The organism is Nocardioides cavernae, from assembly GCF_013410035.1.
GTDB classification, from domain to species: domain Bacteria; phylum Actinomycetota; class Actinomycetes; order Propionibacteriales; family Nocardioidaceae; genus Nocardioides; species Nocardioides cavernae_A.
Genome location: NZ_JACCBW010000001.1, coordinates 333,984 through 355,422 on the forward strand (window position 1 = coordinate 333,984; position 21,439 = coordinate 355,422).

The window sequence follows — 21,439 nt, forward strand, 5'->3', positions numbered from 1 at the left end:
TCAGGAGGCCTTCTCCATCGTCGCCCAGAGGCCGTACTCGTGCATGGCCTGCACGTCGCGCTCCATCTCCTCGCGGGTGCCGGTCGAGACGACGGACCGGCCCTCGGTGTGCACCTCGAGCATGAGCTTCTCGGACTTCGCCTTGTCGTAGCCGAAGTACTTCTGGAACACGTAGGCGACGTACGACATGAGGTTCACCGGGTCGTCCCACACGAGGGTCACCCACGGCTTGGCCAGGAAGGTGATCTCGTCGGGAGTCAGGGTCGGCTCGACCTCTACGGGACTGGCGGCTGACACGGACCCATCGTGGCACAGTACGTGTCGTGACCGGCCCATCCCCGTCCTCGACGGCGCTCCTGACCGACCACTACGAGCTGACGATGGTCCAGGCCGCCCGGCAGTCCGGGACGGCCGGGCGACGCTCGGTCTTCGAGCTGTTCCCACGGCGGCTGCCGCAGGGTCGACGCTACGGCGTCGTCGCGGGTGTCGGGCGTGCCCTGGATGCGCTGGAGGACTTCCGCTTCGACGCCGCGACGCTCACCTCGCTGGAGGGCGTGGTCGACGCCGGCATGCTCGACTGGCTCGGGTCCTACCGCTTCTCGGGGGACGTGTGGGGGTACGCCGAGGGCGAGGCCTACTTCCCGCACTCACCGCTGCTGGTGGTCGAGGGGACGTTCGCCGAGGCGGTGCTGCTCGAGACGGTCCTGCTGTCGATCTACAACCACGACTCCGCGATCGCGTCCGCCGCGTCCAGGATGACCCTCGCCGCGGGCGAGCGGCCGTGCATCGAGATGGGCGCGCGGCGCACCCACGAGGAGGCGGCCGTCGCGGCCGCGCGCGCGGCGTACGTCGCGGGCTTCGAGGCCTCCAGCAACCTCGCTGCGCGGGCGAGGTACGGCGTGCCGTCGACCGGCACCGCCGCACACTCGTTCACGCTGCTCCACGACGCCGAGGCCGACGCCTTCCGCGCTCAGGTGCAGACGCTGGGTGTCGGCACGACCCTGCTCGTGGACACCTACGACGTGGCGGAGGCCGTACGCCTCGCCGTCGAGGTGGCGGGCACCGGACTCGGCGCCGTCCGCCTCGACTCCGGCGACCTCGGGGAGGTCGCGCGGGAGGTGCGGGCCCAGCTCGACTCGCTCGGTGCGACCTCGACGCGCGTGGTGGTGACGAGCGACCTCGACGAGCACGCCATCGCCGCCCTGGCCGCCGCGCCCGTCGACGCCTACGGCGTCGGCACCCAGCTCGTCACGGGCTCGGGCCACCCGACGTGCGGCTTCGTCTACAAGCTCGTGGCCCGCGAGGGCGACGGCGGCGAGATGGTCTCGGTGGCCAAGAAGTCGCACGACAAGACGTCCGTCGGCGGCCGGAAGTACGCCCTGCGCCGCCGCGACGCGCGCGGGACCGCCCGCGCGGAGGTCGTCGGCATCGGCGCGGCGCCCGCGGACGATGCCACCCCCGAGGGCTCCAGCGACCGCGCCCTGCTCGTGCCGCTGGTGCGCGACGGCGAGGTGGTCGGACGGGCGACGCTCGAGGAGGCACGCGCACGCCACCGCGCCTCGATCGCCGAGCTGCCGCGGGCCGTCACGATGATGAGCGCCGGCGAGCCAGCGATCCCCACGGTGTTCGTCTGAGCAGTCGTCCGGTCCCGGGCCGCGCTAGTCTCCCGACATGGCACGAGCGCTGATCGTGGTCGACGTCCAGAACGACTTCTGCGAGGGCGGGTCCCTCCCGGTCGCCGGGGGTGCTCGCGTGGCGGCGGACATCCACGACGTCCTGCAGCACTGGCACTCCCGCGCGGCGGGCGGGCCGGCGTACGACGTGGTGGTCGCCACCAAGGACCACCACATCGACCCGGGCGACCACTGGTCGGTGAAGCCCGACTTCGTCGACTCGTGGCCGGTGCACTGCAAGGTCGGCACGGAGGGGGCGGCGTTCCACCCCAACCTCGACCCGCAGCCCTTCGACGAGGTGTTCTACAAGGGCGAGCACGCCGCGGCCTACTCCGGGTTCGAGGGGCGTACGGCCGCGGGCGAGGCACTGGGCGACTGGCTGCGGGCACGGCAGGTGTCCGAGGTCGACGTGTGCGGCATCGCGACCGACCACTGCGTCCGGGCGACCGCGCTGGACAGCGCGAGCGAGGGCTTCGCGACCCGGGTGCTCACGGCGCTGTGCGCGGGGGTCGCCGAGGACTCCACCGCGGCCGCGCTCACCGAGCTGGGCACCGCGGGCGTCGAGATCGCCTGAGGCGCTGCGCCCTCAGCACCACTTCTCGGTGACGGTCCGCAGCACCTTGATGGTGCGTGCGGTCCCCTGGCCGAGCGCGTTGAACTGCCTGGAGGAGAGCAGCTTCGAGGTGTGGATGTCGCCCCCGAGCAGGACGTGGGCGGCACGCCCCTCGACGACGACCGTCTCCTCCGCGTGCTCGAGCGCCTGGACCTCGGCGACGGCCGCGGCGCTCGGCGCACTGGCGTACAACGTGACGTAGTGGTTGCCGATCTCGCCGTCGTGGCCGGCGTGCACCTCCTCCGCGCGGGCCGTCAGTGCCGCGAGGTCCCGCGTGGTGAAGACGATCGTCGGCACGTCGAAACCGGCCTCGGCCGCGTAGGCCTCCTCCAGCGCGGCCCGGACCTTGGCGACGGAGCGAGCGGGGTGGGTCAGCCGGACGTTGCCGGTGTTGATGTACGTCTCGACGTCGGTGCCGCCGGCGGCCTCGGTCGCGGCCTTGATCGCGTCCTTGCGGAACGTGCGGTTGCGGCCGAGGTTGATCGCGCGGAGGAAGGCGACGTAGGTGGGCACGCTCCGATCATGCCCGAACGCGGGGGGCGGGAGTCAGCCCTTCTTGCACTGGGTGGGCGGGGTGACGGCCGGGTCGAAGACGTACTTCGGGGGCACGATGCTCGAGTCGTCCTGCGACTCGCGCATCGTCATCGCCCACCAGCCGGCCTTGCGCGTGTCGAAGGCGGCGCGCTGCTGCTTGGACAGCTTCTTCCACATGCCCCGGACGTCGAGGCCGACCTCGATCAACGGGCCGTGCGGCGAGAGCACGCCCTGCGCCTCGGTGTCGTAGGAGACGTCGGGCAGCGCGGTGAACAACCCGCGCGGCATGCCCGCCACCACGTCCTCGAACGGGACGGACATGACCACGTCCTCCCCGTCCAGCTCGAGCGCCCGCGACGTGCTCAGCGGCCAGCCCGGGTCGAGCTCGGCGGGCAGGGCCCACGTACGGGCAGGGTCGTCGCTGATGTCGGCCCAGCAGTCCGCGGCCGCGGGACCCCAGACGTCGCTGTTGAAGAAGGTCCGCCCGTTGATGACGAGGTAGTCGACCTGCTGGACGTTGCCGTCGATGGCCGAGTCCATGGCGACCTCGCTGTAGCCGGTCGAGGGGCTGTAGCGCCCGTCGAGGTCGAAGATGCGCTCACCGCCGTCGGCGGGGTTCTTGGTGAGGAGCTGTCCGTGCCACTCCACGATGCCCATGCGGTCGACCTGCTCGACCATGCTCTCGAGCTGCTGTCCGAGCAGCACGGTCGCCGTGGGCTCGCTCGGTGTGGCGGCTCCCGTGCCCCCGCAGCCGCTGAGCGTCACCAGGATGCCGGCGCCCAGCGCGGACATCCATGCCGTGGTGTGACGACGTGCCACGTCTGCCTCGATCCATCAGTGGCCAGCACGGTGCTCGGCCTCGCCACGAGGGTAGGGATCCGCGCGGGGCCGTGTCCGACGATTACGAGATCTTTGCCACAGTCTCAGCCGGCCATCCAGCCGCGGGCCGCCGCGACGACGGCGTCCGTCAGGTCCGCGACGACGGACGAGCCCAGGCGCCAGTGCTGCCAGAACAGCGGCACCTCCGGTCGTCGACCGGGCACCAGCTCGACCAGGTCGCCGCGCCCCAGCTCGTCGACCACGTCGGACTCGGGCAGCAGGCCCCAGCCCATGCCGATGCGGACGGCCCGGTCGAACTCGCGCACCGACGGGACGTAGGTCACCGGCGGGGCGAGGTGGCGACGGGTGAGGCGGCGGATGAAGTCGTGCTGCAGGGAGTCGTTGCGGTCGAAGGCGACGATCGGCGCCTCGGCGAGCGTGGCGGAGCCGACGCCGTCGGCGAAGTGGGCCGCGTGGAAGTCGCGGGTGGCCACGGCGGCGTACTTCAGGCGACCGAGCCGCACCACGCGGCACCCGGGCACCGGCTTCGGCTCCCCCGTGATGGCTGCCATCACCTCACCGCGACGCAACCGCTCGGCCGTACGCGTGTGGTCCTCGCGCACGACCTCGAAGACGACGCGGTGGCGGGTCTGCACCTCGGCCAGCGCGTCGACGAACCAGCCGTAGAGCGCGTCCGCGTTCACCGCGATCGGGAGGGAGGTGTACGCCGTCCCGTCCGCGTCGTCCTCCTCGACGAGCTCGGCGACGGCCTCGCGCTCCAGGACCTCGGTCTGCGTGGCGAGCCGGACCAGCACGAGACCCGCCTCGGTGGCCTCGAGCGGCTTGACCCGGTGGAGCAGCACGCGGCCGATCCGGGTCTCCAGCGCCTTGATCCGCTGGCTCACCGCGGAGGGGGTCACGTGCAGCTCGCGGGCGGCCGCCTCGAAGGTCCCGAGCCGGACCGCGACGGCCAGTGTGCGCAGGGCCACGGGATCGAGCTGGGTGACGTCTCTCATACTTAGCGATTCTAATCATTCCTCAGAATCGTTCGCTGGATTGAGGCACCTGGGCGGCCTACCGTTGAGGCATGTTCCAGGTTGCACTCACCGGCCTCCTCACCGGACTCGCCCTCATCGTCGCCGTCGGCGCGCAGAACGCCTTCCTCCTGCGCCAGGGGATCCGCGGCGAGCACGTCCTGCCCATCGTGCTCACGTGCCTCGTCTCCGACGTCGTCGCGATCACGGCCGGCGTCGCCGGGTTGGGCGTCGTGCTCGAGCGCTGGCCGGGCGTCCTCCCGGTGGCCCAGGTGCTCGGTGGGCTCTACCTGATCGCGTTCGGCGTGCACGCCGCGATGCGCGCCTGGAAGCCCGGCGCCCTCGAGGCGGGCGAGGGCACCGCCCTCACCCCGACCAAGGCCGTGCTGGTCACGCTGGCGCTGACGTGGCTCAACCCGCACTTCTACCTCGACGCCGTCCTCATGCTCGGCACCGTCGCCAACAGCTTCGGCACCGACCGGTGGTGGTTCCTCGCCGGCACGCTGGTCGCCAGCCTGCTGTGGTTCTTCGGCCTGGGCTACGGCGCCCGGCTGCTGCGCGGGCTCTTCGCGCGGCCCAAGGCCTGGCGCGTGCTGGACTCGGCGATCGCCGTCGTCATGGGCACCCTCGGCGTGGGGCTGATCGTCCACTGACGGTGTCGGGCGTGAGCGTGGTCACGATCCGTGGATCTACATAGTTTCCCTATGTAGTGTCGACGTCGTGAGCGCTGATCTGTCCCTGCTCGCCAGCGACCTCGTCGTCCTGGCCTCGCGCCTGACCCGTGCGGTCCGCCGCGAGGTCGACCACCCGGCCGGCGCCCGCGCCCTGTCCCTCCTGGACGAGCACGGGCCATCCGGCGTCACCGCGCTCGCCGCCGCCGACCGCTGCAGCCAGCCGACCATGACCGCGACGGTGAAGGTCCTGCGCGAGCAGGGACTGGTCGACCGGCACCCGCACCCGACGGACGGCCGGGCGCACGTCGTCGCGCTCACCGAGGCCGGGCGCGCCGAGCTGGCGCGCATCCGGCACGCCAACGCCGAGCTCGTCACCGCGCGGCTCGGCGCGACCCACACCGCCGAGGAGGTGGCGATCGCCGTCGCGGTCCTCCGGGACGTCCTCGACCTCCGCCCCGGCCCGAGCGACCAGGAGGACGCCACCCCGTGACCGGCCCCACCACCCGCACCGCCCCTGCCGACTCCACCGGCACCAGCGCGGCGCCCTCGATCCTCCGACAGCCGCGCGCCGTGTGGGCCGTCGCCTTCGCGTGCGTCATCGCCTTCATGGGCATCGGCCTCGTCGACCCGATCCTCAAGGAGATCGCCGCACAGCTCCGGGCGACGCCCAGCCAGGTCTCGCTGCTCTTCACCAGCTACATGGCCGTCATGGGCGTCTCGATGCTGGTGACCGGCGTGGTGTCCAGCCGGATCGGGCCCAAGCGGACGCTCCTGGCCGGCCTCGCGCTCATCATCGTCTCGGCCGCCCTGGCCGGCATGTCCGACAGCGTCGGCGCCGTCATCGGCTTCCGCGCCGGCTGGGGGCTCGGCAACGCCCTCTTCGTCGCGACCGCCCTCGCGACCATCGTGAGCGCCTCGGCCGGGTCGGTCGGTCAGGCGATCATCCTCTTCGAGGCCGCCCTCGGGCTCGGCATCGCCTCGGGCCCCCTCATCGGCGGCGTGCTGGGCCAGGTGTCCTGGCGCGGGCCGTTCTTCGGAGTGTCGGTGCTCATGACCATCGCGCTCGTCGCGACGGCGTTCTTCCTGCCGTCGACCCCGCCGACCGGACGGCCGACCTCGCTGCTCGACCCGTTCCGTGCCCTGCGCCACCGCGCCCTGCTGCTGCTCGCACTCGTCGCGATCTTCTACAACCTCGGCTTCTTCACCCTCATGGCCGCCGGACCCTTCGCGCTGCCGTCGTACTCCATCATGGGCATCGGCTGGACGTTCTTCGGCTGGGGGCTGCTCCTCGCCCTCACCTCGGTCTGGCTGGCCCCGGTCCTGCAGCGCCGCTTCGGGACGCTGCCGACCCTGACCGCGGTGCTGGCGCTCTTCGCCCTCGACCTGGCTGCGATGGCGCTCGGCGCGGACCACGAGCCGGTGGTCACGGCCGGCATCGCGCTGGCGGGCGCGTTCCTCGGTGTCACCAACACCCTCGTCACCGAGGCCGTGATGGGCGCGGCACCGGTCGAGCGGCCCGTGGCGTCCGCTGCGTACTCGTTCGTCCGCTTCACCGGCGGCGCGGTCGGCCCGTTCGTGGCCCTCAAGCTCGCGGAGCGGGTCGACCTGCACGCACCGTTCTGGTTCGGCGCGGGTGCTGTCGCCGTCGGCGTGGCGGTCGTCGCGCTGGGGGCGCGGACCATCGCCGCCGCCCTCGACCGGAGCCCGGCCCCGCACGGCGTCACCGAGGCCGAGAGCGAGCTCGTCGGCGACCTCGCCTGAGCGGACCGGGTCACTCCCCCGCGAGGGCCAGCCCCTCCTCGGCCAACGCGTCGCGCAGCCGGGTGATCGCGATCGGCCCGACGCCGTGCATCGCGGAGAGCTGCCCCGCCGAGTACGCCGTCACCTGCGCGAGCGTGGTGACCCCGGCCTCGCGCAGGGCCCGGGTGGCGGGAGCGCCGATGGTCCGCGGCAGCGGCGTGCCCGTCGTCCGCGGCGCGCGCACCCGCGGCTCGGGCAGGGTCGCGTCGACGACCGCCTCGCCCCGCGGGGACAGCAGGTAGCCGATCGCCAGCGACTCGGTGAGGCCGAGCTCCTTGAGCTTGCGGACGTCCTTCTTGAAGTCCTGGGTCTCCCGCCCGACCTGTGCGGCCAGGTCGGGGGCGCGGACCGTGGGGTTGAGGTCGATCAGGTCGAGCGTCGCGCGCGTCCACGGCCCGACGGGCGACGACGCGTCGAGCCGGTCGAGGCGGGCGTTGATCGCGGCGAGCTCCGCCTCGTCGGGGACGGTGGCCCGCAGCGCCTCGCGCGGGTCGGGGCCGGCGTACGCCAGCCCGATCCGCCACGCCGGGTCGTCCGGACGCGCCGCCAGCGCCTCCTTCAGCGCCGTGAGCGACGTTGCGCCTGCGCGACGCGCGTCCTCCGCGCGCAACCGGGCCGGGCTGACCTGCTCGACCGAGGTCACCTCGATCAGTCCGACGCTGGTGCGCATGCGGGTGCCGACGACGACCCGCGGCCTCGCCCAGCGCCGGAACGCCAGGTCGATCGCGCCGGCCTTGATGGCGGCCAGCTCGGCCGGGCGGATCATCATGGGAGCAGCCTAGGAGAACCCGCCGAGCGGTGCGTGAGCCACGTTTCCGGGCCGGAAAAGGTGTCTCACGCACCGCTCGAGGTCATGGCGTCACAGGTTGCCGCGCTTGTCCTGCTCGCGCTCGATGGCCTCGAAGAGCGCCTTGAAGTTGCCCTTGCCGAACCCGAGCGAGCCGTGGCGCTCGATGAGCTCGAAGAACACCGTCGGCCGGTCGCCGAGCGGCTTGGTGAAGATCTGCAGGAGGTAGCCGTCCTCGTCGCGGTCGACGAGGATGCCCCGCTTCTGCAGCTCCTCGATCGGCACGCGCACCTCGCCGATGCGCGCGCGCAGCTCCTCGTCCTCGTAGTAGGAGTCGGGGGTGTTGAGGAACTCGACGCCGTTGGCGCGCAGCGCGTCGACGCTCGCGATGATGTCGCCGGTCGCGACCGCGAGGTGCTGGGCGCCGGGGCCGCGGTAGAACTCGAGGTACTCGTCGATCTGGGACTTCTTCTTCGCGATGGCCGGCTCGTTGAGCGGGAACTTCACGCGGTGGTTGCCGTTGGCGACGACCTTCGACATGAGGGCGGAGTAGTCGGTGGCGATGTCGTCGCCGATGAACTCGGCCATGTTCACGAAGCCCATGACGCGGTTGTAGAAGTCGACCCAGTTGTCCATCTCGCCGAGCTCGACGTTGCCGACGATGTGGTCGAGGGCCTGGAACAGGCGCTTGGGCTGGTCCTCCTTCTTCCCCCAGCGCGGCTCCACGGCGACGTAGCCGGGGAGGTACGGCCCGGCGTACGCCACGCCGTCGACGGTGCGCTGGACCAGCGTGTGGCGGGTCTCGCCGTAGGTCGCGATCGCGGCGATGCGGACGGTGCCGTGCTCGTCGCTGACGTTCTCCGGCTGGCGGAGGACGGTCGCACCGGCCTTGACCGCCTGCGCGATGCACTGGTCGACGTCGGGCACCTCGAGGGCGATGTCGACGACGCCGTCGCCGTGCTTGGCGTGGTGGGCGATGAGGTCGCTGTCGGGCGACACGGCGCCGCTGACGACGAACTTGATCGAGCCGGACTTGAGGACGAACGACTTGTGGTCGCGGTTGCCGTTCTCCGGGCCGGAGTAGGCGATGAGCTCCATGCCCCAGGCGGAGGCATAGTAGTGCGCGGCCTGGGTCGCGTTGCCGACCACGAAGCAGATCGCATCCCAGCCCGTGACCGGGAAGGGGTCGGAGTCGGCGTCGTACTCGACGAGGCCGACGAGCTGCTGGAGCTGCTCGAGCGAGAGGTCGGCCTTCATCTCGTCCACGGTCAGGGCGCCACCGGTCGAGGCGATGTCAGTCGTCATGGGCGTCACCCTCCCAACCGCGGGCAAGGTGTGCAACAGTACGACGAAACGCTGGGCAAGTTGTCCAGCCGGGGAGGCGCAGATGGACGAGATCGACGGCAAGGTGATCGATCTGTTCGCCACCGAGCCGCGCCTCGGCGTGCTGGAGGCCAGCCGACGGCTCGGCATCGCGCGCGGCACCGTCCAGGCCCGCCTCGACAAGCTGGCCGCCGCCGGCGTCATCACCGGCTGGGGACCCGACCTCTCCCCCGACGCGATGGGCTATCCCGTGACGGCGTTCCTCACCCTCGAGATCCGGCAGGGATCCGGTCACGACGCCGTCGCCGCGCACCTGTCCGGCATTCCCGAGGTCCTCGAGGCGTTCACCATCACCGGCGCGGGCGACATGTGGGCGCGGGTCGTCGCCCGCTCCAACGCCGACCTCCAGCGGGTGATCGACCTCGTGCTCACCGAGCCCGGCATCGAGCGGTCGACCACCGTGATCGCCCTCGCGACGCAGATCCCCTACCGCGTGGTGCCGCTCGCCCGCGAGGCGACCTCCCGCACACCGCTGCGGCCCTGACGGCTGCGGCCCAGGCGGCTGCGGTCCCGGTGCTCAGCGCAGCCGGTCGCCGACCTCGCCGGCCGCGGCGATCACCTGCGGCGCGACGACGTCCTCGTCGATCGCCCCGTCGAGCGTCACGATCCCGACGCTCGCCCGCAGCCCGTCGACCCCGCGGACCGGGGCCGCCAGCCCGCGGGCGCCGGACTGCAGCTCGCCGCTCGTGACGGCGTACGAGTCCTCGCCGTCGAGCAGGCCGATGGCCTTGCCGGCCGCGCCCTGGGTCAGCGGGTGCCGGGCCCCGACCCGGTAGGACACGTGGAAGTCGGTCCAGGTCGGCTCGACCACCGCCAGCGCGAGGGCCTCGTCGCCGTCGGCGACCGTGAGGTGCGCGGTCGAGCCGATCGACTCGGCGAGCCGGCGCAGGACGGGCATCGCCAGGTCGCGCAGCAGGGGCTGCACGCCACTCGCGAGGTGGAGCACCCCCAGCCCGACGAAGAGGCGCGAGCGCGCGTCGCGGCGTACGAGCCCGTGCTGCTCGAGCGTGCTGATCAACCGGTAGACGACCGTGCGGTTGACCTCGAGGCGGTGCGACAGCTCGGTCACCGTGAGCCCCTCCGGGCTGCCGGCCAGGACCTTCAGGACCCGGAGGCCGCGATCGAGCGTCTGGGAGGTCTCCGAGGCCATCCACCCACTATGTCAGGACTTCAGGAGGTCTGGCGGACGGCCCACTCGCGGATCCGGTTGATCCGCTCGTGCAGCTGCTCGGCGTTGGCGACCGCGGCCGGCGGACCGCCGCACTCCTTGCGCAGGGCGTTGTGGGTGATGCCGTGGGCCTGCCCGGTGCGGTGGTGCCAGGCCGCGACGAGGCCGTTGAGCTCGCGGCGCAGGACGCCGAGCTGCTGGTGGGTGCTGAGCTCCTGGACGGAGTCGACCACGCGGTCGCCCACCCCGTCGGACCTCTGCTTGCGGGCCCGCTCGCTCTGGCGCGAGTGCAGCAGCTCGCGCACCTGGTCGGGCTCGAGGAGACCGGGGATGCCGAGGAAATCCATCTCCTCCTCCGACCCGACGTGCACCTCGCCCGAGTGCCCGAACTGGGCGCCCTCGTAGAGGACGTGGTCGAACGACGCGGTCGAGCCGAGCGCCTCCCACGACATCTCGAGCTCGTCGGAGGCCGACTCGCCCTGCTGGGCCTGGGCGAGCAGGTCGTCCTCGGCGGCGAAGATGTCGTCCTCGTCCTGCACCCGCCGACCGAGCACGTGGTCGCGCTGGGCCTCCATGTCGGAGGCGAACTCGAGCAGGTGCGGCACCGACGGCAGGAAGACCGACGCGGTCTCACCGCGCGACCGGGCACGTACGAAGCGTCCGACGGCCTGGGCGAAGAAGAGCGGGGTCGACACCGTGGTCGCCCAGACGCCGACGGCCAGTCGCGGCACGTCGACGCCCTCGGAGACCATCCGTACCGCGACCATCCAGCGGTCCTCGGAGTGGGTGAACTTCTCGATCTTCTTCGACGAGCCCTTCTCGTCCGAGAGCACCACCGTCGGCGTCTCGCCGGAGATCTTCTTCAGCAGGGCGGCGTAGGCGCGCGCCGACTCCTGGTCGCCCGCGATGACGAGGCCGCCCGCGTCCGGGACGTGCCGGCGTACCTCGGACAGGCGCGTGTCGGCGGCCTCGAGCACCGCCGGGATCCACGAGCCGCGCGGGTCGAGGGCCGTACGCAGCGCCTGGGCGTGCATGTCCTTGGTGAGCGGCTCCCCCAGCCGGGCGACGACCTCGTCGCCGGCGCGCGTGCGCCACTGCATCTCGCCGGAGTAGGCCATGAAGAGCACCGGGCGTACGACGTGGTCGGCGAGCGCGTGGGCGTAGCCGTAGGTGTAGTCCGCGGCCGAGGTCGGGATGCCGTCGTCACCGGGCGCGTAGCTCACGAACGGGATCGGGTTGATGTCGGAGCGGAACGGCGTGCCGGTGAGCGCGAGTCGTCGGGTGGCCGGGTCGAACGCCTCGCGCACCCCCTCGCCCCACGACAGCGCGTCGCCGGCGTGGTGGATCTCGTCGAGGATCACGAGCGTCTTGAAGCGCTCGGTGCGGATCCGCATGGCGAGCGGGTTCACCGCGACCCCGGCGTACGTCACCGCGATCCCGACGTAGTCGTCGGACGTCCGGCCCTTGCCGGCGGAGTAGGTCGGGTCGATCGGGATGCCGGCGCGCGCGGCGGCCTCGGCCCACTGCGTCTTGAGGTGCTCGGTCGGCGCGACGACCGTGATCCGGTCGACCACGCGACGGCTCAGCAGGTCGGCGGCGACCGTCAGCGCGAAGGTGGTCTTGCCGGCACCGGGGGTCGCGACCGCGAGGAAGTCGCGGGGCTGACGGGACTGGTAGGTGTCCATCGCCGCCTGCTGCCAGGCACGGAGGGAGGGCGCGGTGCCCCAGGCGGCCCGGTCGGGCCACGCGGGGGGCAGCGGCGCGTCGGGGCGCCCCGTCACTCGCCGGAGCCCGAGCCGTCGTTGCCGCCGGAGCCGCCGCCCGGCTTCATCTGCTCCCAGATCTCCTTGCACTCCGGGCAGACGGGGTACTTCTCAGGGGACCGCGAGGGGACCCACACCTTGCCGCACAGGGCGATCACGGGGGTGCCCATGACCATCGCCTCGGTGAGCTTGTCCTTGGGGACGTAGTGCGAGAACCGCTCGTGGTCGCCCTCGTCCGTGGGCACCGTCTGACGCTCTTCGACGGTCTGGGTGCCGGGAGAGAAGCCGATGGTGCTCATGATGGGAGAGCCTAACCGGCCGTCCAGAGATAGACCTGCTCGACGTCGGTGTACGCGCCGGGAACGACGTCGTACCCGACCGCGCCGAACGCGACCCCGCGCCCGCCCGGCGCCGCCGAGACCGATGCGAGCTCGTCGCCGTCGACGAACCGGTCGACGTCAGCGTCGACGTGCGTGGGGAGCCACCGGGGAGCACGGAGGAGCCGGCGGTCGGTCCCGCCGACCGGCTGGAGCCGGACGGTGCGGTCACGCCCCACCCACGCCCATCCGCTGGCGTCGGCCGCGAGCGAGACCTGTGGACTCCACTGGTCGAGCGGGCGCATGCCGGAGACCTCGAGGGGCCGGCTCTCGCGGTAGCGGTCGCAGTAGCGGTCCTCCACGACGTACCGGCCGTCGTCGGACACGCTCGAGACCTCGCTGCGGCAGTAGTCGGGCGACGCGGGGAAGTCGCCGCTCGCGACCGCCGTCCGCAGGACCGTGTCCCAGATCCGCAGGGTCGCGCCGTCGACGAGGGCCAGGAACCTGCCGTCGGGCGACGCCGCCCGGAAGCCGGTCACGCCGAGGTCCTCGACGACCCCGGTGTCCGCGTGCCACCTGCGAGTGGCGCCGCCGTCCGCGAAGGTCACCGTGCGTCCGTCCCGGCCCAGGCTGGCGGGGCGTACGACGTCCTGGGGGGCGGCGACGGGGACGGCCTGCGACGTGCCGGCGACGCGGTCGCGCAGCCACGTGATGCCCGTGTCGGGGTCACGGAAGAGCACGAACCTGCCGGTGCCCGACACCCGGACGTCCGACGCGCCGACAGGAGAGCCGCCGGCGTCGACGCTCACCAGCTCCGTACGGCCGGTCGTGGCGTCCCACGCGTACGCCCGCGGCCGGACCCGTCGTTCGGCCGACCTGTCGCCGCGCACGAGGTTCGTCGCCGTCGACAGGTAGACCACCGCGCGGGCGTCGTCGGAGACTGCGGCGCTCCATGCCGGGGCGTTGGCCGGTCGCGCGTCGACACCGCGGCTGACCAGGACCGTGCCGCGCTCGGCCGCCTGCCGCCGCGCGTCGAGGACCACGGTCACGGGACGGCGCACGGCAGGCGCGACGGCCTTGCTCCACACCCGCAGCCGGACGGCCGTACGCCCGTGGGGAGCCCGGCCGACGAGGTGCCCGCGGGAGATCCGCAGGCCTCGTGGCAGCGTGCGCACCGCCTCGGCCCGGACCCCGCGCACACCCCGAGGGCTCAGCGGTACCCGCACCTGACGCCCGCTGATCGCCGGCCAGGTGGCCTTCTCGGCGATCACCATCCGGCCGGCCTGTCCGACGAGGGAGGTCGGATCGTAGGCGTCGTGGTCCGTCAGGTCCTCCGCGGTCGGCACCTGGCCGCGCACCCCACCGCAGACCGGGTCGTTGCCCACGCACGACGACGCGAGCATGCCGGCCCGCCGGACCCACCTCGGCACCTCGGGTCCGCGCCCGGCCAGCACCCCCTCGAGCACCTGCTGTCCCTGGACCTCACGCTGCTTCTCCAAGGGGTCGCCCAGCAGCCAGAGCGCGCCGAGGTGCCGACGCGCGGCAGCGTGGCGGGAGCCCGACAGCCGTCGCGCAGCCTCGCGCGCGGCGACGGCGCCCTCCGAGTGCCCCCCGAGCACGAGCATGGTCCATGGGCACGTCTCGGCGGACCTGTCCAGGGTGCGGAGCGCCCGCCGGGCGTGGCCGCGCCAGCCCTCGAAGTGGGGGTGCCGGAGCCCTTGCCGGCGGATGTCGTCGAGGTCGGCGAGCGAGAGCATCGGCGCCGGTGCCGCCACGGCCGTCACGGACACGCGCTGGCCCGGCACCCGCCGCAGCTCGCGGACTGCGGCGTCCCGCGCCTGCCCTCCGGCCCAGACGACGCGGACGTCCGGGCACCCACCCGGCTCGGTGAGCGCTGCCGCGGCCGACGCCGGGGCGGTCGTGACGGTCAGCAGCCCTGCCAGCAGTGCAGCCGCGAGCGCTGCTGGGCCCGTCCGTGCGACGCTGGTGCGCACCTGTCCGTCCATGTCGTCCACCCGTGATCCGTTCCGCGCGCCCTTGCGCGCACCCGGGAGACGCGGACGGCACCGGGAAAGTTGCGTGGAGCCCCGATCAGTTCAGGTCGGGGTCGACGGGCCGGTTCACGTGCCAGGCGAGCATGCCGGGCTGGCGCCTCATCACGTCGCGCCACAGCACGTCGGGGTCCATCCCGAAGGCGTCGCCGGCCTCGCTGGTCACGACGTACCAGTCGCCGCGCCCGACCTCGCCGTCGAGCTGCCCGGCGCCCCACCCGGCGTACCCGGCGAAGACCCGCATGGCCGTCAGGGAGCCGTCGACCAGCTCGGTCGGTGTGTCGAGGTCGACCATCCCGAGCAGCCCCGCCACCGGACGCCACCCCACGGGAGGTTCCTGCGGGTCGCGGAGGCGCGCGACGGCGAGGGCACCGTCGGTGCCCACGGGACCGCCGCGGAAGAGCACCTCGGGCTCCGCGACGACGTCGCGCCACGGCTCGAGGACGTCGGCGACGAGGACCTGCGAGGGCCGGTTGAGCACGACGCCGAGGGCGCCCTCGTCGTTGACGTCGAGCAGCAGCACGACCGTGTCGGCGAAGTTGGGGTCCTGCAGGGCCGGTGTCGCCACCAGCAGCATCCCCGATGCCAGCTGCTGCATGCGTCCCACTATGGCAGGAGACCGGTGCCGCGGGTCAGCCTCCCCAGGGAGGGGCGGAGCCCACCCCGGCGGCCGGGACTACTTGGCGAAGGTGACGTTGCCGTTGACCGCGGGGACCAGCTCGACCCACACGTGCCCGGCGGGGACGACGAGGTCGCCGTCCTTGGTCGACAGCTCGATGGCGCCGTTGAGGCCGTCCTTGGACCAGGTCCCCCGGATGACGCGACCACCGTGGAAGAGCATCGCTGCACCCTTGCCCTCGAACTTCGTCTCCGGCACCGGGTAGCCGGCGGGGTCGCGGTAGCCCGCGTCGCCGACCTTGACCCGCAGCACCAGCACGGAGTCGGCCGGGAACTGGTCGCCCTGCGCGGCGTACGAGTCGGTGTTGACGTAGCCGCCCTTCTGGAACGCCCAGCTCGTCGAGTGCGCGCCGAAGTCGGCGGTCAGCGTGGTGGCCTTGCCGCCCTTCGGCAGGTCGGCCTCGGTGCCCCACGGGAGGTACGGCGGGGGCTCCTCATCGGCCTTGAGCCGCTTGGCGATGTCGGCGAGCCCGGCGAAGAGGTTGTACGGGGCGTAGCGCGAGGTCTCGCGGTAGACGCCCGCGTCACCCTCGGTGATCCACGGGATGCCGGCGCCGTTGATGCGCTTGATCGTGATCGGGGCGGCGCCGCTGGTCACCACGGTCGCGCCCTCGGGGACGATGCCGATGTCGCTGGCACGCATGGAGCGGACCGGGCCGATGGCCTTCGGGACCTTGGAGTAGTAGAACGCGGCGAGGCGGGTGTAGCCGCCCTCGACCAGCTCCTCGACGACCATGTCGGCCGCGCCGAGGCCCACCTGCGGGGCACTCGAGGAGGTGTTGTCGACCTTGGTCACGATCACCGGGTGTCGGGGGGCGTCCGTGGTGCGCTCCAGGCCGGTCAGCGGCCAGTAGGTGGGCTCCGGCGGCTCGCTGGTCTCGGCGGCCGTGGGCTCGGGGCTGCTCGGCTCGGCCGTCGGCTCGTCGTCCCCGCCGCTGCAGCCGGCGAGGAGCAGCGAGGCGGCGACGAGCGCGGCGACGGCTGCCCGGGACGGGGAACGGTGGGGACGGTGACGCACGGTGGAGCTCCGATCGAACGGGGGTGTCGATGCCTTGCAGTGTGGGGGCGCGCCTCCCCCGATCGGGGAAGGCGCGCCACAGGGTAGATCAGCAGGATGTGCCTACCAATCCGAGCCTGTCACCCGGGTGTCGCCCGGGGATCAGGCGCGGCGCAGGGTCCCGCCGAACCACTGCGACGTCCACGGGACGGCCACCCGCACCCGCTGCCCGGAGCCCGGCGCGTGCACCATCACGGCGTGCCCGCGCGCCCAGCGCAGGAAGATCGCGGCGTGGTAGACGCCGCTGCTGCCGTGGAAGAACATCAGGTCGCCGGCGCGCATGTCCTTCTTCGCGATCCGGCGGGCGAACCCGGCCTGGGCACCCGACGTGCGCGGCACGCTGAAGCCCGCGCGGCGGAAGCTGTAGTAGACGAGGCCCGAGCAGTCGAAGCGGTCCGGACCGGCGCCGCCGTAGCCGTACAGGTCTCCGCGCTGGCGCATCGCGGTGTCGCGGGCGCTGAGCACCCGCTGCGCGACCCGGCGCTTGGCCGAGCGGTGCTTCTTCGTGCCCTTCGTCTTCGAGGTGGTGGTCGTGGTGACCTGGGTGTCGCCGCCCCCGTGGGACGCGGCGGTGGCGGGCAGGGCCGTCATCGTGGATGCGGTGAGGCCCAGCCCGGCGAGGGCGAGCGCGCAGGCTCGCGCCGTACGAGTGGTCGCAGGCATGGTCGTTCCTTTCCCACGCCTGTGAGGTGAGCTGTCGGGTTGGGTCTGGAAAGTGCCCCGCCCCCACCCGTCTCGACGGGTGGCGGCTTCACCCCGAGCCGATCGCAGATCGGCGTGGAACCTGTGGGTCCCCCACTCCTGCCCTCGATGTCTCGGGGGGTCGTCCCGGCCGGGCAGGACTCGGCGTAGTCCGGGACGGTTGGGTCTTTCGACCGCACCCCAACGTGACAGACGGGTCCGGTGCCTTCAAGTTGGCACCCGCCGGGATCAGCCGAGCTTGCGCCCGCCGTCGACGTACAGCGTCTGCCCTGTGATGAACGACGCATCGTCGCTGCACAGGAACGCGGCGGCTGCGGCGATGTCCTCGGGCTGGCCGACCCGGCGTACGGGCGTGGCCTCGGCGTTGAGCCGCTGCAGCTCCTCCGGCTCCATCTTGAGGCGGCGGGCCGTGGCGTCGGTCATCTCGGTGACGATGAAGCCGGGCGCGATGGCGTTCGCGGTGATGCCGTAGGGGCCGAGCTCGATGCCGAGGGTGCGGGTGAGGCCCTGGATGCCCATCTTGGCGGCGGAGTAGTTGGCCTGGCCGCGGTTGCCCAGCGCCGAGACGCTGGAGAGGTTGAGGATCTTGCCGTACTTCTGCTCCACGAACCGCGCCTGCGCGGACTTGGTCATGTTGAAGACGCCCTTGAGGTGGACGCCCATCACGAGGTCCCAGTCGTCCTCGGTCATCTTGAACAGCAGGTTGTCGCGGGTGATGCCGGCGTTGTTGACGAGGATGTGGATGCCGCCGAGCTCGTCGACCACGCGCTGCACGGCGGCCTCGGCCGCGGCGGAGTCGACGACGTCGCAGCCGACGCCGACGGCCCGGGCACCGTCGACCAGGTCGAGCCGGCCGGCCGCCTCCTGGGCGGCGGCCTCGTCGAGGTCGAGGATCGCGATGGAGGCGCCCTCGCTGGCGAAGCGCTGGGCGATGCCGAAGCCGATGCCTCGGGCTGCTCCGGTGATGACGGCGACGCGGCGGTCGAAACGACCCATCTCGGTGACTCCTAGGTCTGTGACTCGGGTGACTGGCTGTCGCCTCGGAGGGTAGCCCTCACCAGATCCAGGCCCGCACCTCGGTGGTGGGCAGCACCTCGCGCCACGACTCGCGGCGGCCCAGCCGCGTCAGCACCGTCTCCTCCCGCCCGACCGGGTCGAAGAGGGAGAGCACGGCCCGGTCCGGCCAGGAGCCGCAGTCGGTGCGCTGCAGGGCCAGGAGGAGGTCGTCGCCGCGGGTGCCGAGCAGTGTCGCCGGGCTGTCCGGACGTCCCGGCACGCGCACGACCCGGACCCGGCCCCGCGCGTCCTGCCGCGTGAGGATGCCGCCGCCGCACCCGGCGTACGACTCGTACCAGCTGCGCCCCTGGACCGTGCGCACGTCGGCGTCGCCGAAGATGCCGACCCCGTTGTCAGCGGGCTCGCCGCGGTGCCGGGCACCGAGCCGGGTGGACCGGCCGTCGAGGGCGATGGCCCGCAGCTGCTGCACCTCGGCCCGCTTGCCGGAGATGCAGCCGGCGAGGACGCGGCCGTCCTCGAGCCAGCGCACGGGACGGCAGTCGCCGGGCGTGGCCACGCTGCTGCTGGTGCGCGCGACCGGGTCGACGACCCACCAGCGACCGGCACCCCCCTCGCTCGTCACCAGCGTGCCCCCGTCGGGCGAGGCGATGGCGGAGTTGTCGGACCGACCGGGGATGCCGGTGCGGACGCCGGCCCACGACAGCAGGGCGACCCTGCCGGCCCGCCGCTGGGCGGGCCAGGTGCTCATCAGGACTCCCCGACCCGTCGGGTCGAGCCCGACGGTGCTGGCCTGGCGCGGCAGGGGCACCTCGCGCGCGGATCCGGTGACGACGTCGTACGCCACGGCCAGGTCCGTCTCGGGGCCGCGCGAGACGCGCAGCAGTGCGGTGTGCAGCTCGGGGCGCCAGTCGGCGAGGACGAAGTCGCCGCGGAACCAGCCGTCGCGGTCCTCGTGGACGTCGACCGACCAGACCGGGTGCCGGTCGCCGTCGGGGGTGATCACCTCGAGCGACCGGGCGAGGCCCTCGGCCCGCAGCTCCTCGAACCTGCCGCGGGAGACGACCGCGAGCACCGACCCCGGTCCGAGCTGGTCGACGGTCACGGTGGCGGTGGTCGGCACGGGCGTCGGTCGCGCGCGCTCGGCGTCCGGGAGCGCCGCGCCGGCGGGCGCGGCGGTGCTGACGAGTCCGGCGCAGGCGAGCGCGGCAACGAACGATCGGATCCTCATGTGTCCCCCTCGGTGTCTGCACAGGGAGACGTCGCACTCAGCCGTCTGGTTGCGTCAGCGCGTCGCGCAACCGCTGGGCGTACGTCGCGGCCTCGCCGTCGGCGTACGTCGTGCGGGGCCAGAAGAAGCCGCGCAGCCCGTCGCCCTTGGTGCGCGGGACGACGTGGAGGTGCAGGTGCGGGACGGACTGGCTGACCGTGTTGTTGATCGCCACGAACGAGCCCTGCGCGCCCAGGCCCGCCGTGACCGCCACCGCGAGCCGCTGGGCGGCCTCGAGGAAGCCGTCGCGCAGCCCCGCCGGGAGCTCGGGCAGCGTCTCGACGTGCTCGCGGGGCACGAGCAGCACGTGGCCCTTGAAGACCGGACGGGTGTCGAGGAAGGCCACCAGGTCGTCGCTCTCGAGCACGACGTGGCCGGGCAGGTCACCGGCGATGATCCGGCAGAAGACGCAGTCGTCCATGCCCGGCATCGTGGCACGCCGCTCCGACACCGCCCGGCGCTCCGGGTGCTCCAGGCGCTTCCGGGGACGGAGGGCTCAGGCGACGGTGAGCGCGACCTCGATGTTGCCGCGGGTGGCGTTGGAGTAGGGGCAGACCTGGTGCGCCTTCTCGACGAGCTCCTCGGCGACCGCGCGCTCGACGCGGGGCAGGGTCACCTCGAGGGCGACGGCGAGGCCGAAGCCCCCGGCGCCGTTCTCGCCGATCGACACGTCCGCGACGACCTCGGACTCCGAGACGTCGGCGCCGGACCCGCGCGCCACCGTCCGCAGGGCGGAGTGGAAGCACGCGGCGTAGCCCGCGGCGAAGAGCTGCTCGGGGTTCGTGGCACCGCCCTGGCCGCCGAGCTCCTGCGGGACCCGCACGTCGACGGCGAGCAGGCCGTCCGTGCTCTCGACCCGACCGTCGCGGCCCTCACCGGTGGCGACCGCGCTTGCTGTGTACAGAGTCTTCATGCCCACAAAACTATTGCGTGCAATTGAATTGCGCAAGGCGTACGATGTGTGGCATGGCCGACACGATCGACTACCCGCAGCTCGCGCTCGACGACCAGATCTGCCTGCCGCTCTACGCCACGTCGCGGGCCGTCACGCGCCGCTACGCCGACCTGCTGTCCGAGGTGGGCCTCACCTATCCGCAGTACGTCTGCCTGCTGGCGCTGTGGGACGCCGACGCGCCCCTGGCCGTGGGCGAGCTGGGCGCCCGCGTCCACCTCGACTCCGGCACCCTCACCCCGTTGCTCAAGCGCCTGGAGCAGGCGGGGCTGGTGACCCGCACCCGAGACGCGGCCGACGAGCGGCGCGTGCGCATCTCCCCCACGGAACGGGGGTGGGACCTGCGCGCGCAGGTGGCGGACGTGCCCGCACGGCTGGTCGCCGGCCTCGGCGTGACCGAGGGGGACGCGCGCACCCTGCGCAGCCTGCTCGACCGGTTGCTCACCGGCCTCGAGGCGCCCGCGCGCTGACCAGCCCCGTCGTCGGGGTGGGGCGCAGGCCCTCCCGCTCTGCCTAGGGTCGAGGAGGTGCAGACGTTCCTCCCCTACCCCGACTTCGCGGCGTCGGCCCGCGCGCTGGACCAGAAGCGGCTGGGCAAGCAGCGCGTCGAGGCCATCCAGGTCGTTCGCGCCCTGACCGTCCCCGACTACGCCTGGCGCAACCACCCGGCCGCCCTGATGTGGCGGGGCTTCGAGGAAGCACTCGGCAGGTACGGCTTCGCGTGCTGCGAGGCGTGGCTCGAGCTGGGCTTCGGCGACACCTGCGCGGCGACCATCGCGGCGGACCTCGCGGCGGCGGGCGTGAGGACGGTGCGCACCCAGGACGAGCTGGCCGGGGCCGGCGCGCTGCCGCCGTGGCTGGGCGACCCCGACCTCCACCTGAGCCACCGCTCCGCACTGGTGCGCAAGGACCCCGACTTCTACCGTCCGCTCTTCCCCGACGCCCCCGACGACCTCCCCTACGTCTGGCCGGTCCGCTCCGAGGCAGTCGTCGAGGCCGAGCGGCGCCGTGCTGAGGCCGCCGTACACCGCGAGCAGCGGGCCGCCGAGCGCCTGCTCGCCGAGGCGGAGCGGGCGAGGAAGCGGCGCAGCCGGGCCGCGAAGAAGGCCTGGGAGACGCGGCGGCGCAACCAGCGCGAGGGCTAGCCTCG

The 21,439-nt window shown here is 72.9% G+C and carries 25 protein-coding genes and 1 riboswitch; of the genes, 8 read left to right on the forward strand and 17 right to left on the reverse strand.

Annotated elements, in window-relative coordinates; genetic code table 11:
* Entirely contained in the window at positions 1 to 297 is a 297-nt protein-coding gene (gene clpS / locus F4692_RS01610; protein ID WP_308645108.1) for an ATP-dependent Clp protease adapter ClpS, read from the reverse strand.
* A 26-nt stretch (positions 298 to 323) separates the two neighbouring features.
* On the opposite strand from clpS, the gene F4692_RS01615 reads away from it, so the two are divergent.
* Positions 324 to 1,634 carry a nicotinate phosphoribosyltransferase gene (locus tag F4692_RS01615; protein ID WP_179617899.1) on the forward strand — a complete coding sequence of 437 codons (1,311 nt, stop codon included), beginning with the start codon at positions 324 to 326 and terminating at the stop codon, positions 1,632 to 1,634.
* Positions 1,635 to 1,671: 37 nt separating this feature from the next.
* On the forward strand, positions 1,672 to 2,247 hold the full coding sequence (locus F4692_RS01620; protein WP_179617900.1) for an isochorismatase family protein: 576 nt from the start codon (positions 1,672 to 1,674) through the stop codon (positions 2,245 to 2,247).
* Between the two features lie 12 nt (positions 2,248 to 2,259).
* Here the strand turns inward: F4692_RS01620 and F4692_RS01625 are convergent, their stop codons facing one another.
* The 3 genes from F4692_RS01625 to F4692_RS01635 all read right to left on the reverse strand — a co-directional run bounded on the left by F4692_RS01625 (position 2,260) and on the right by F4692_RS01635 (position 4,655).
* The gene (locus F4692_RS01625) at positions 2,260 to 2,799 is read right to left on the reverse strand and encodes a DUF1697 domain-containing protein (protein WP_179617901.1); all 540 of its coding nucleotides are present in this window, start codon (positions 2,797 to 2,799) and stop codon (positions 2,260 to 2,262) included.
* Positions 2,800 to 2,832: 33 nt separating this feature from the next.
* Positions 2,833 to 3,612 (reverse strand): hypothetical protein, encoded by a 780-nt coding sequence (locus tag F4692_RS01630; RefSeq protein WP_179617902.1) that lies wholly within the window; start codon positions 3,610 to 3,612, stop codon positions 2,833 to 2,835.
* Positions 3,613 to 3,743: 131 nt separating this feature from the next.
* Positions 3,744 to 4,655 carry a LysR family transcriptional regulator ArgP gene (locus tag F4692_RS01635; protein ID WP_179617903.1) on the reverse strand — a complete coding sequence of 304 codons (912 nt, stop codon included), beginning with the start codon at positions 4,653 to 4,655 and terminating at the stop codon, positions 3,744 to 3,746.
* A 71-nt stretch (positions 4,656 to 4,726) separates the two neighbouring features.
* Between F4692_RS01635 and F4692_RS01640 the strand changes: the two genes are divergently transcribed.
* The 3 genes from F4692_RS01640 (at position 4,727) to F4692_RS01650 (ending at position 7,108) form a co-directional block, all read left to right on the forward strand.
* On the forward strand, positions 4,727 to 5,326 hold the full coding sequence (locus F4692_RS01640; protein WP_179617904.1) for a LysE/ArgO family amino acid transporter: 600 nt from the start codon (positions 4,727 to 4,729) through the stop codon (positions 5,324 to 5,326).
* A 67-nt stretch (positions 5,327 to 5,393) separates the two neighbouring features.
* Complete coding sequence (locus tag F4692_RS01645) at positions 5,394 to 5,837, forward strand: MarR family winged helix-turn-helix transcriptional regulator (RefSeq protein ID WP_308645109.1); 444 nt, start codon at positions 5,394 to 5,396, stop codon at positions 5,835 to 5,837.
* Positions 5,834 to 7,108 carry an MFS transporter gene (locus tag F4692_RS01650; RefSeq protein WP_308645110.1) on the forward strand — a complete coding sequence of 425 codons (1,275 nt, stop codon included), beginning with the start codon at positions 5,834 to 5,836 and terminating at the stop codon, positions 7,106 to 7,108. Before F4692_RS01645 ends, F4692_RS01650 begins: the two co-directional genes overlap by 4 nt.
* 10 nt (positions 7,109 to 7,118) lie before the next feature.
* On the opposite strand, the gene F4692_RS01655 is transcribed toward F4692_RS01650, so the two are convergent.
* Positions 7,119 to 7,916 (reverse strand): hypothetical protein, encoded by a 798-nt coding sequence (locus F4692_RS01655; protein ID WP_179617905.1) that lies wholly within the window; start codon positions 7,914 to 7,916, stop codon positions 7,119 to 7,121.
* 90 nt (positions 7,917 to 8,006) lie between these two features.
* Positions 8,007 to 9,239, reverse strand: a complete 1,233-nt coding sequence (gene hppD / locus F4692_RS01660; RefSeq protein ID WP_179617906.1) for a 4-hydroxyphenylpyruvate dioxygenase — start codon at positions 9,237 to 9,239, stop codon at positions 8,007 to 8,009.
* Positions 9,240 to 9,321: 82 nt separating this feature from the next.
* On the opposite strand from hppD, the gene F4692_RS01665 reads away from it, so the two are divergent.
* Positions 9,322 to 9,801 (forward strand): Lrp/AsnC family transcriptional regulator, encoded by a 480-nt coding sequence (locus tag F4692_RS01665; RefSeq protein WP_179617907.1) that lies wholly within the window; start codon positions 9,322 to 9,324, stop codon positions 9,799 to 9,801.
* A gap of 33 nt (positions 9,802 to 9,834) precedes the next feature.
* On the opposite strand, the gene F4692_RS01670 is transcribed toward F4692_RS01665, so the two are convergent.
* The 11 genes from F4692_RS01670 to F4692_RS01720 form a co-directional block, all read right to left on the reverse strand.
* Positions 9,835 to 10,467: an IclR family transcriptional regulator gene (locus F4692_RS01670; protein WP_179617908.1), complete on the reverse strand. Its 633-nt coding sequence runs from the start codon at positions 10,465 to 10,467 to the stop codon at positions 9,835 to 9,837.
* 20 nt (positions 10,468 to 10,487) lie between these two features.
* A complete protein-coding gene (locus F4692_RS01675; protein ID WP_179617909.1) occupies positions 10,488 to 12,266 on the reverse strand; it encodes a DEAD/DEAH box helicase in 1,779 nt (592 codons plus the stop codon).
* A complete protein-coding gene (locus F4692_RS01680) occupies positions 12,263 to 12,547 on the reverse strand; it encodes a DUF3039 domain-containing protein (RefSeq protein WP_179617910.1) in 285 nt (94 codons plus the stop codon). Before F4692_RS01680 ends, F4692_RS01675 begins: the two co-directional genes overlap by 4 nt.
* A gap of 11 nt (positions 12,548 to 12,558) precedes the next feature.
* On the reverse strand, positions 12,559 to 14,571 hold the full coding sequence (locus F4692_RS01685) for a cutinase family protein (RefSeq protein ID WP_257029565.1): 2,013 nt from the start codon (positions 14,569 to 14,571) through the stop codon (positions 12,559 to 12,561).
* An 85-nt stretch (positions 14,572 to 14,656) separates the two neighbouring features.
* Complete coding sequence (locus tag F4692_RS01690) at positions 14,657 to 15,214, reverse strand: YqgE/AlgH family protein (protein WP_179617912.1); 558 nt, start codon at positions 15,212 to 15,214, stop codon at positions 14,657 to 14,659.
* A gap of 78 nt (positions 15,215 to 15,292) precedes the next feature.
* Positions 15,293 to 16,312 (reverse strand): DUF3048 domain-containing protein, encoded by a 1,020-nt coding sequence (locus F4692_RS01695; RefSeq protein ID WP_179617913.1) that lies wholly within the window; start codon positions 16,310 to 16,312, stop codon positions 15,293 to 15,295.
* A gap of 141 nt (positions 16,313 to 16,453) precedes the next feature.
* Complete coding sequence (locus F4692_RS01700) at positions 16,454 to 17,014, reverse strand: C40 family peptidase (protein ID WP_179617914.1); 561 nt, start codon at positions 17,012 to 17,014, stop codon at positions 16,454 to 16,456.
* A gap of 1 nt (position 17,015) precedes the next feature.
* Positions 17,016 to 17,210, reverse strand: a riboswitch (cyclic di-AMP (ydaO/yuaA leader).
* 71 nt (positions 17,211 to 17,281) lie between these two features.
* Positions 17,282 to 18,049 (reverse strand): SDR family NAD(P)-dependent oxidoreductase, encoded by a 768-nt coding sequence (locus F4692_RS01705; RefSeq protein ID WP_179617915.1) that lies wholly within the window; start codon positions 18,047 to 18,049, stop codon positions 17,282 to 17,284.
* Positions 18,050 to 18,107: 58 nt separating this feature from the next.
* Positions 18,108 to 19,298, reverse strand: coding sequence for a hypothetical protein (locus F4692_RS01710; RefSeq protein WP_179617916.1), 1,191 nt, complete (start codon positions 19,296 to 19,298; stop codon positions 18,108 to 18,110).
* Between the two features lie 37 nt (positions 19,299 to 19,335).
* Positions 19,336 to 19,767, reverse strand: coding sequence for an HIT family protein (locus tag F4692_RS01715; protein ID WP_179618967.1), 432 nt, complete (start codon positions 19,765 to 19,767; stop codon positions 19,336 to 19,338).
* A gap of 66 nt (positions 19,768 to 19,833) precedes the next feature.
* Positions 19,834 to 20,250 (reverse strand): organic hydroperoxide resistance protein, encoded by a 417-nt coding sequence (locus F4692_RS01720; protein WP_179617917.1) that lies wholly within the window; start codon positions 20,248 to 20,250, stop codon positions 19,834 to 19,836.
* A gap of 53 nt (positions 20,251 to 20,303) precedes the next feature.
* Between F4692_RS01720 and F4692_RS01725 the strand changes: the two genes are divergently transcribed.
* Positions 20,304 to 20,759, forward strand: coding sequence for a MarR family winged helix-turn-helix transcriptional regulator (locus tag F4692_RS01725; RefSeq protein WP_179617918.1), 456 nt, complete (start codon positions 20,304 to 20,306; stop codon positions 20,757 to 20,759).
* 57 nt (positions 20,760 to 20,816) lie between these two features.
* Positions 20,817 to 21,434 carry an MSMEG_6728 family protein gene (locus F4692_RS01730; protein WP_179617919.1) on the forward strand — a complete coding sequence of 206 codons (618 nt, stop codon included), beginning with the start codon at positions 20,817 to 20,819 and terminating at the stop codon, positions 21,432 to 21,434.
* Positions 21,435 to 21,439 lie beyond the last annotated feature (5 nt).

Excerpts from the sequence above, each read along its gene's own strand:
- F4692_RS01620 (WP_179617900.1), top strand. The coding sequence starts at position 1,672 with ATGGCACGAGCGCTGATCGTGGTCGACGTCCAGAACGACTTCTGCGAG.
- F4692_RS01630 (WP_179617902.1), bottom strand. The coding sequence starts at position 3,612 with ATGTCCGCGCTGGGCGCCGGCATCCTGGTGACGCTCAGCGGCTGCGGG.
- F4692_RS01635 (WP_179617903.1), bottom strand. The coding sequence starts at position 4,655 with ATGAGAGACGTCACCCAGCTCGATCCCGTGGCCCTGCGCACACTGGCC.
- F4692_RS01640 (WP_179617904.1), top strand. The coding sequence starts at position 4,727 with ATGTTCCAGGTTGCACTCACCGGCCTCCTCACCGGACTCGCCCTCATC.
- F4692_RS01655 (WP_179617905.1), bottom strand. The coding sequence starts at position 7,916 with ATGATGATCCGCCCGGCCGAGCTGGCCGCCATCAAGGCCGGCGCGATC.
- hppD (WP_179617906.1), bottom strand. The coding sequence starts at position 9,239 with ATGACGACTGACATCGCCTCGACCGGTGGCGCCCTGACCGTGGACGAG.
- F4692_RS01665 (WP_179617907.1), top strand. The coding sequence starts at position 9,322 with ATGGACGAGATCGACGGCAAGGTGATCGATCTGTTCGCCACCGAGCCG.
- F4692_RS01670 (WP_179617908.1), bottom strand. The coding sequence starts at position 10,467 with ATGGCCTCGGAGACCTCCCAGACGCTCGATCGCGGCCTCCGGGTCCTG.
- F4692_RS01680 (WP_179617910.1), bottom strand. The coding sequence starts at position 12,547 with ATGAGCACCATCGGCTTCTCTCCCGGCACCCAGACCGTCGAAGAGCGT.
- F4692_RS01685 (WP_257029565.1), bottom strand. The coding sequence starts at position 14,571 with ATGGACGGACAGGTGCGCACCAGCGTCGCACGGACGGGCCCAGCAGCG.
- F4692_RS01690 (WP_179617912.1), bottom strand. The coding sequence starts at position 15,214 with ATGCAGCAGCTGGCATCGGGGATGCTGCTGGTGGCGACACCGGCCCTG.
- F4692_RS01700 (WP_179617914.1), bottom strand. The coding sequence starts at position 17,014 with ATGCCTGCGACCACTCGTACGGCGCGAGCCTGCGCGCTCGCCCTCGCC.
- F4692_RS01705 (WP_179617915.1), bottom strand. The coding sequence starts at position 18,049 with ATGGGTCGTTTCGACCGCCGCGTCGCCGTCATCACCGGAGCAGCCCGA.
- F4692_RS01710 (WP_179617916.1), bottom strand. The coding sequence starts at position 19,298 with ATGAGGATCCGATCGTTCGTTGCCGCGCTCGCCTGCGCCGGACTCGTC.
- F4692_RS01715 (WP_179618967.1), bottom strand. The coding sequence starts at position 19,767 with ATGCCGGGCATGGACGACTGCGTCTTCTGCCGGATCATCGCCGGTGAC.
- F4692_RS01720 (WP_179617917.1), bottom strand. The coding sequence starts at position 20,250 with ATGAAGACTCTGTACACAGCAAGCGCGGTCGCCACCGGTGAGGGCCGC.
- F4692_RS01725 (WP_179617918.1), top strand. The coding sequence starts at position 20,304 with ATGGCCGACACGATCGACTACCCGCAGCTCGCGCTCGACGACCAGATC.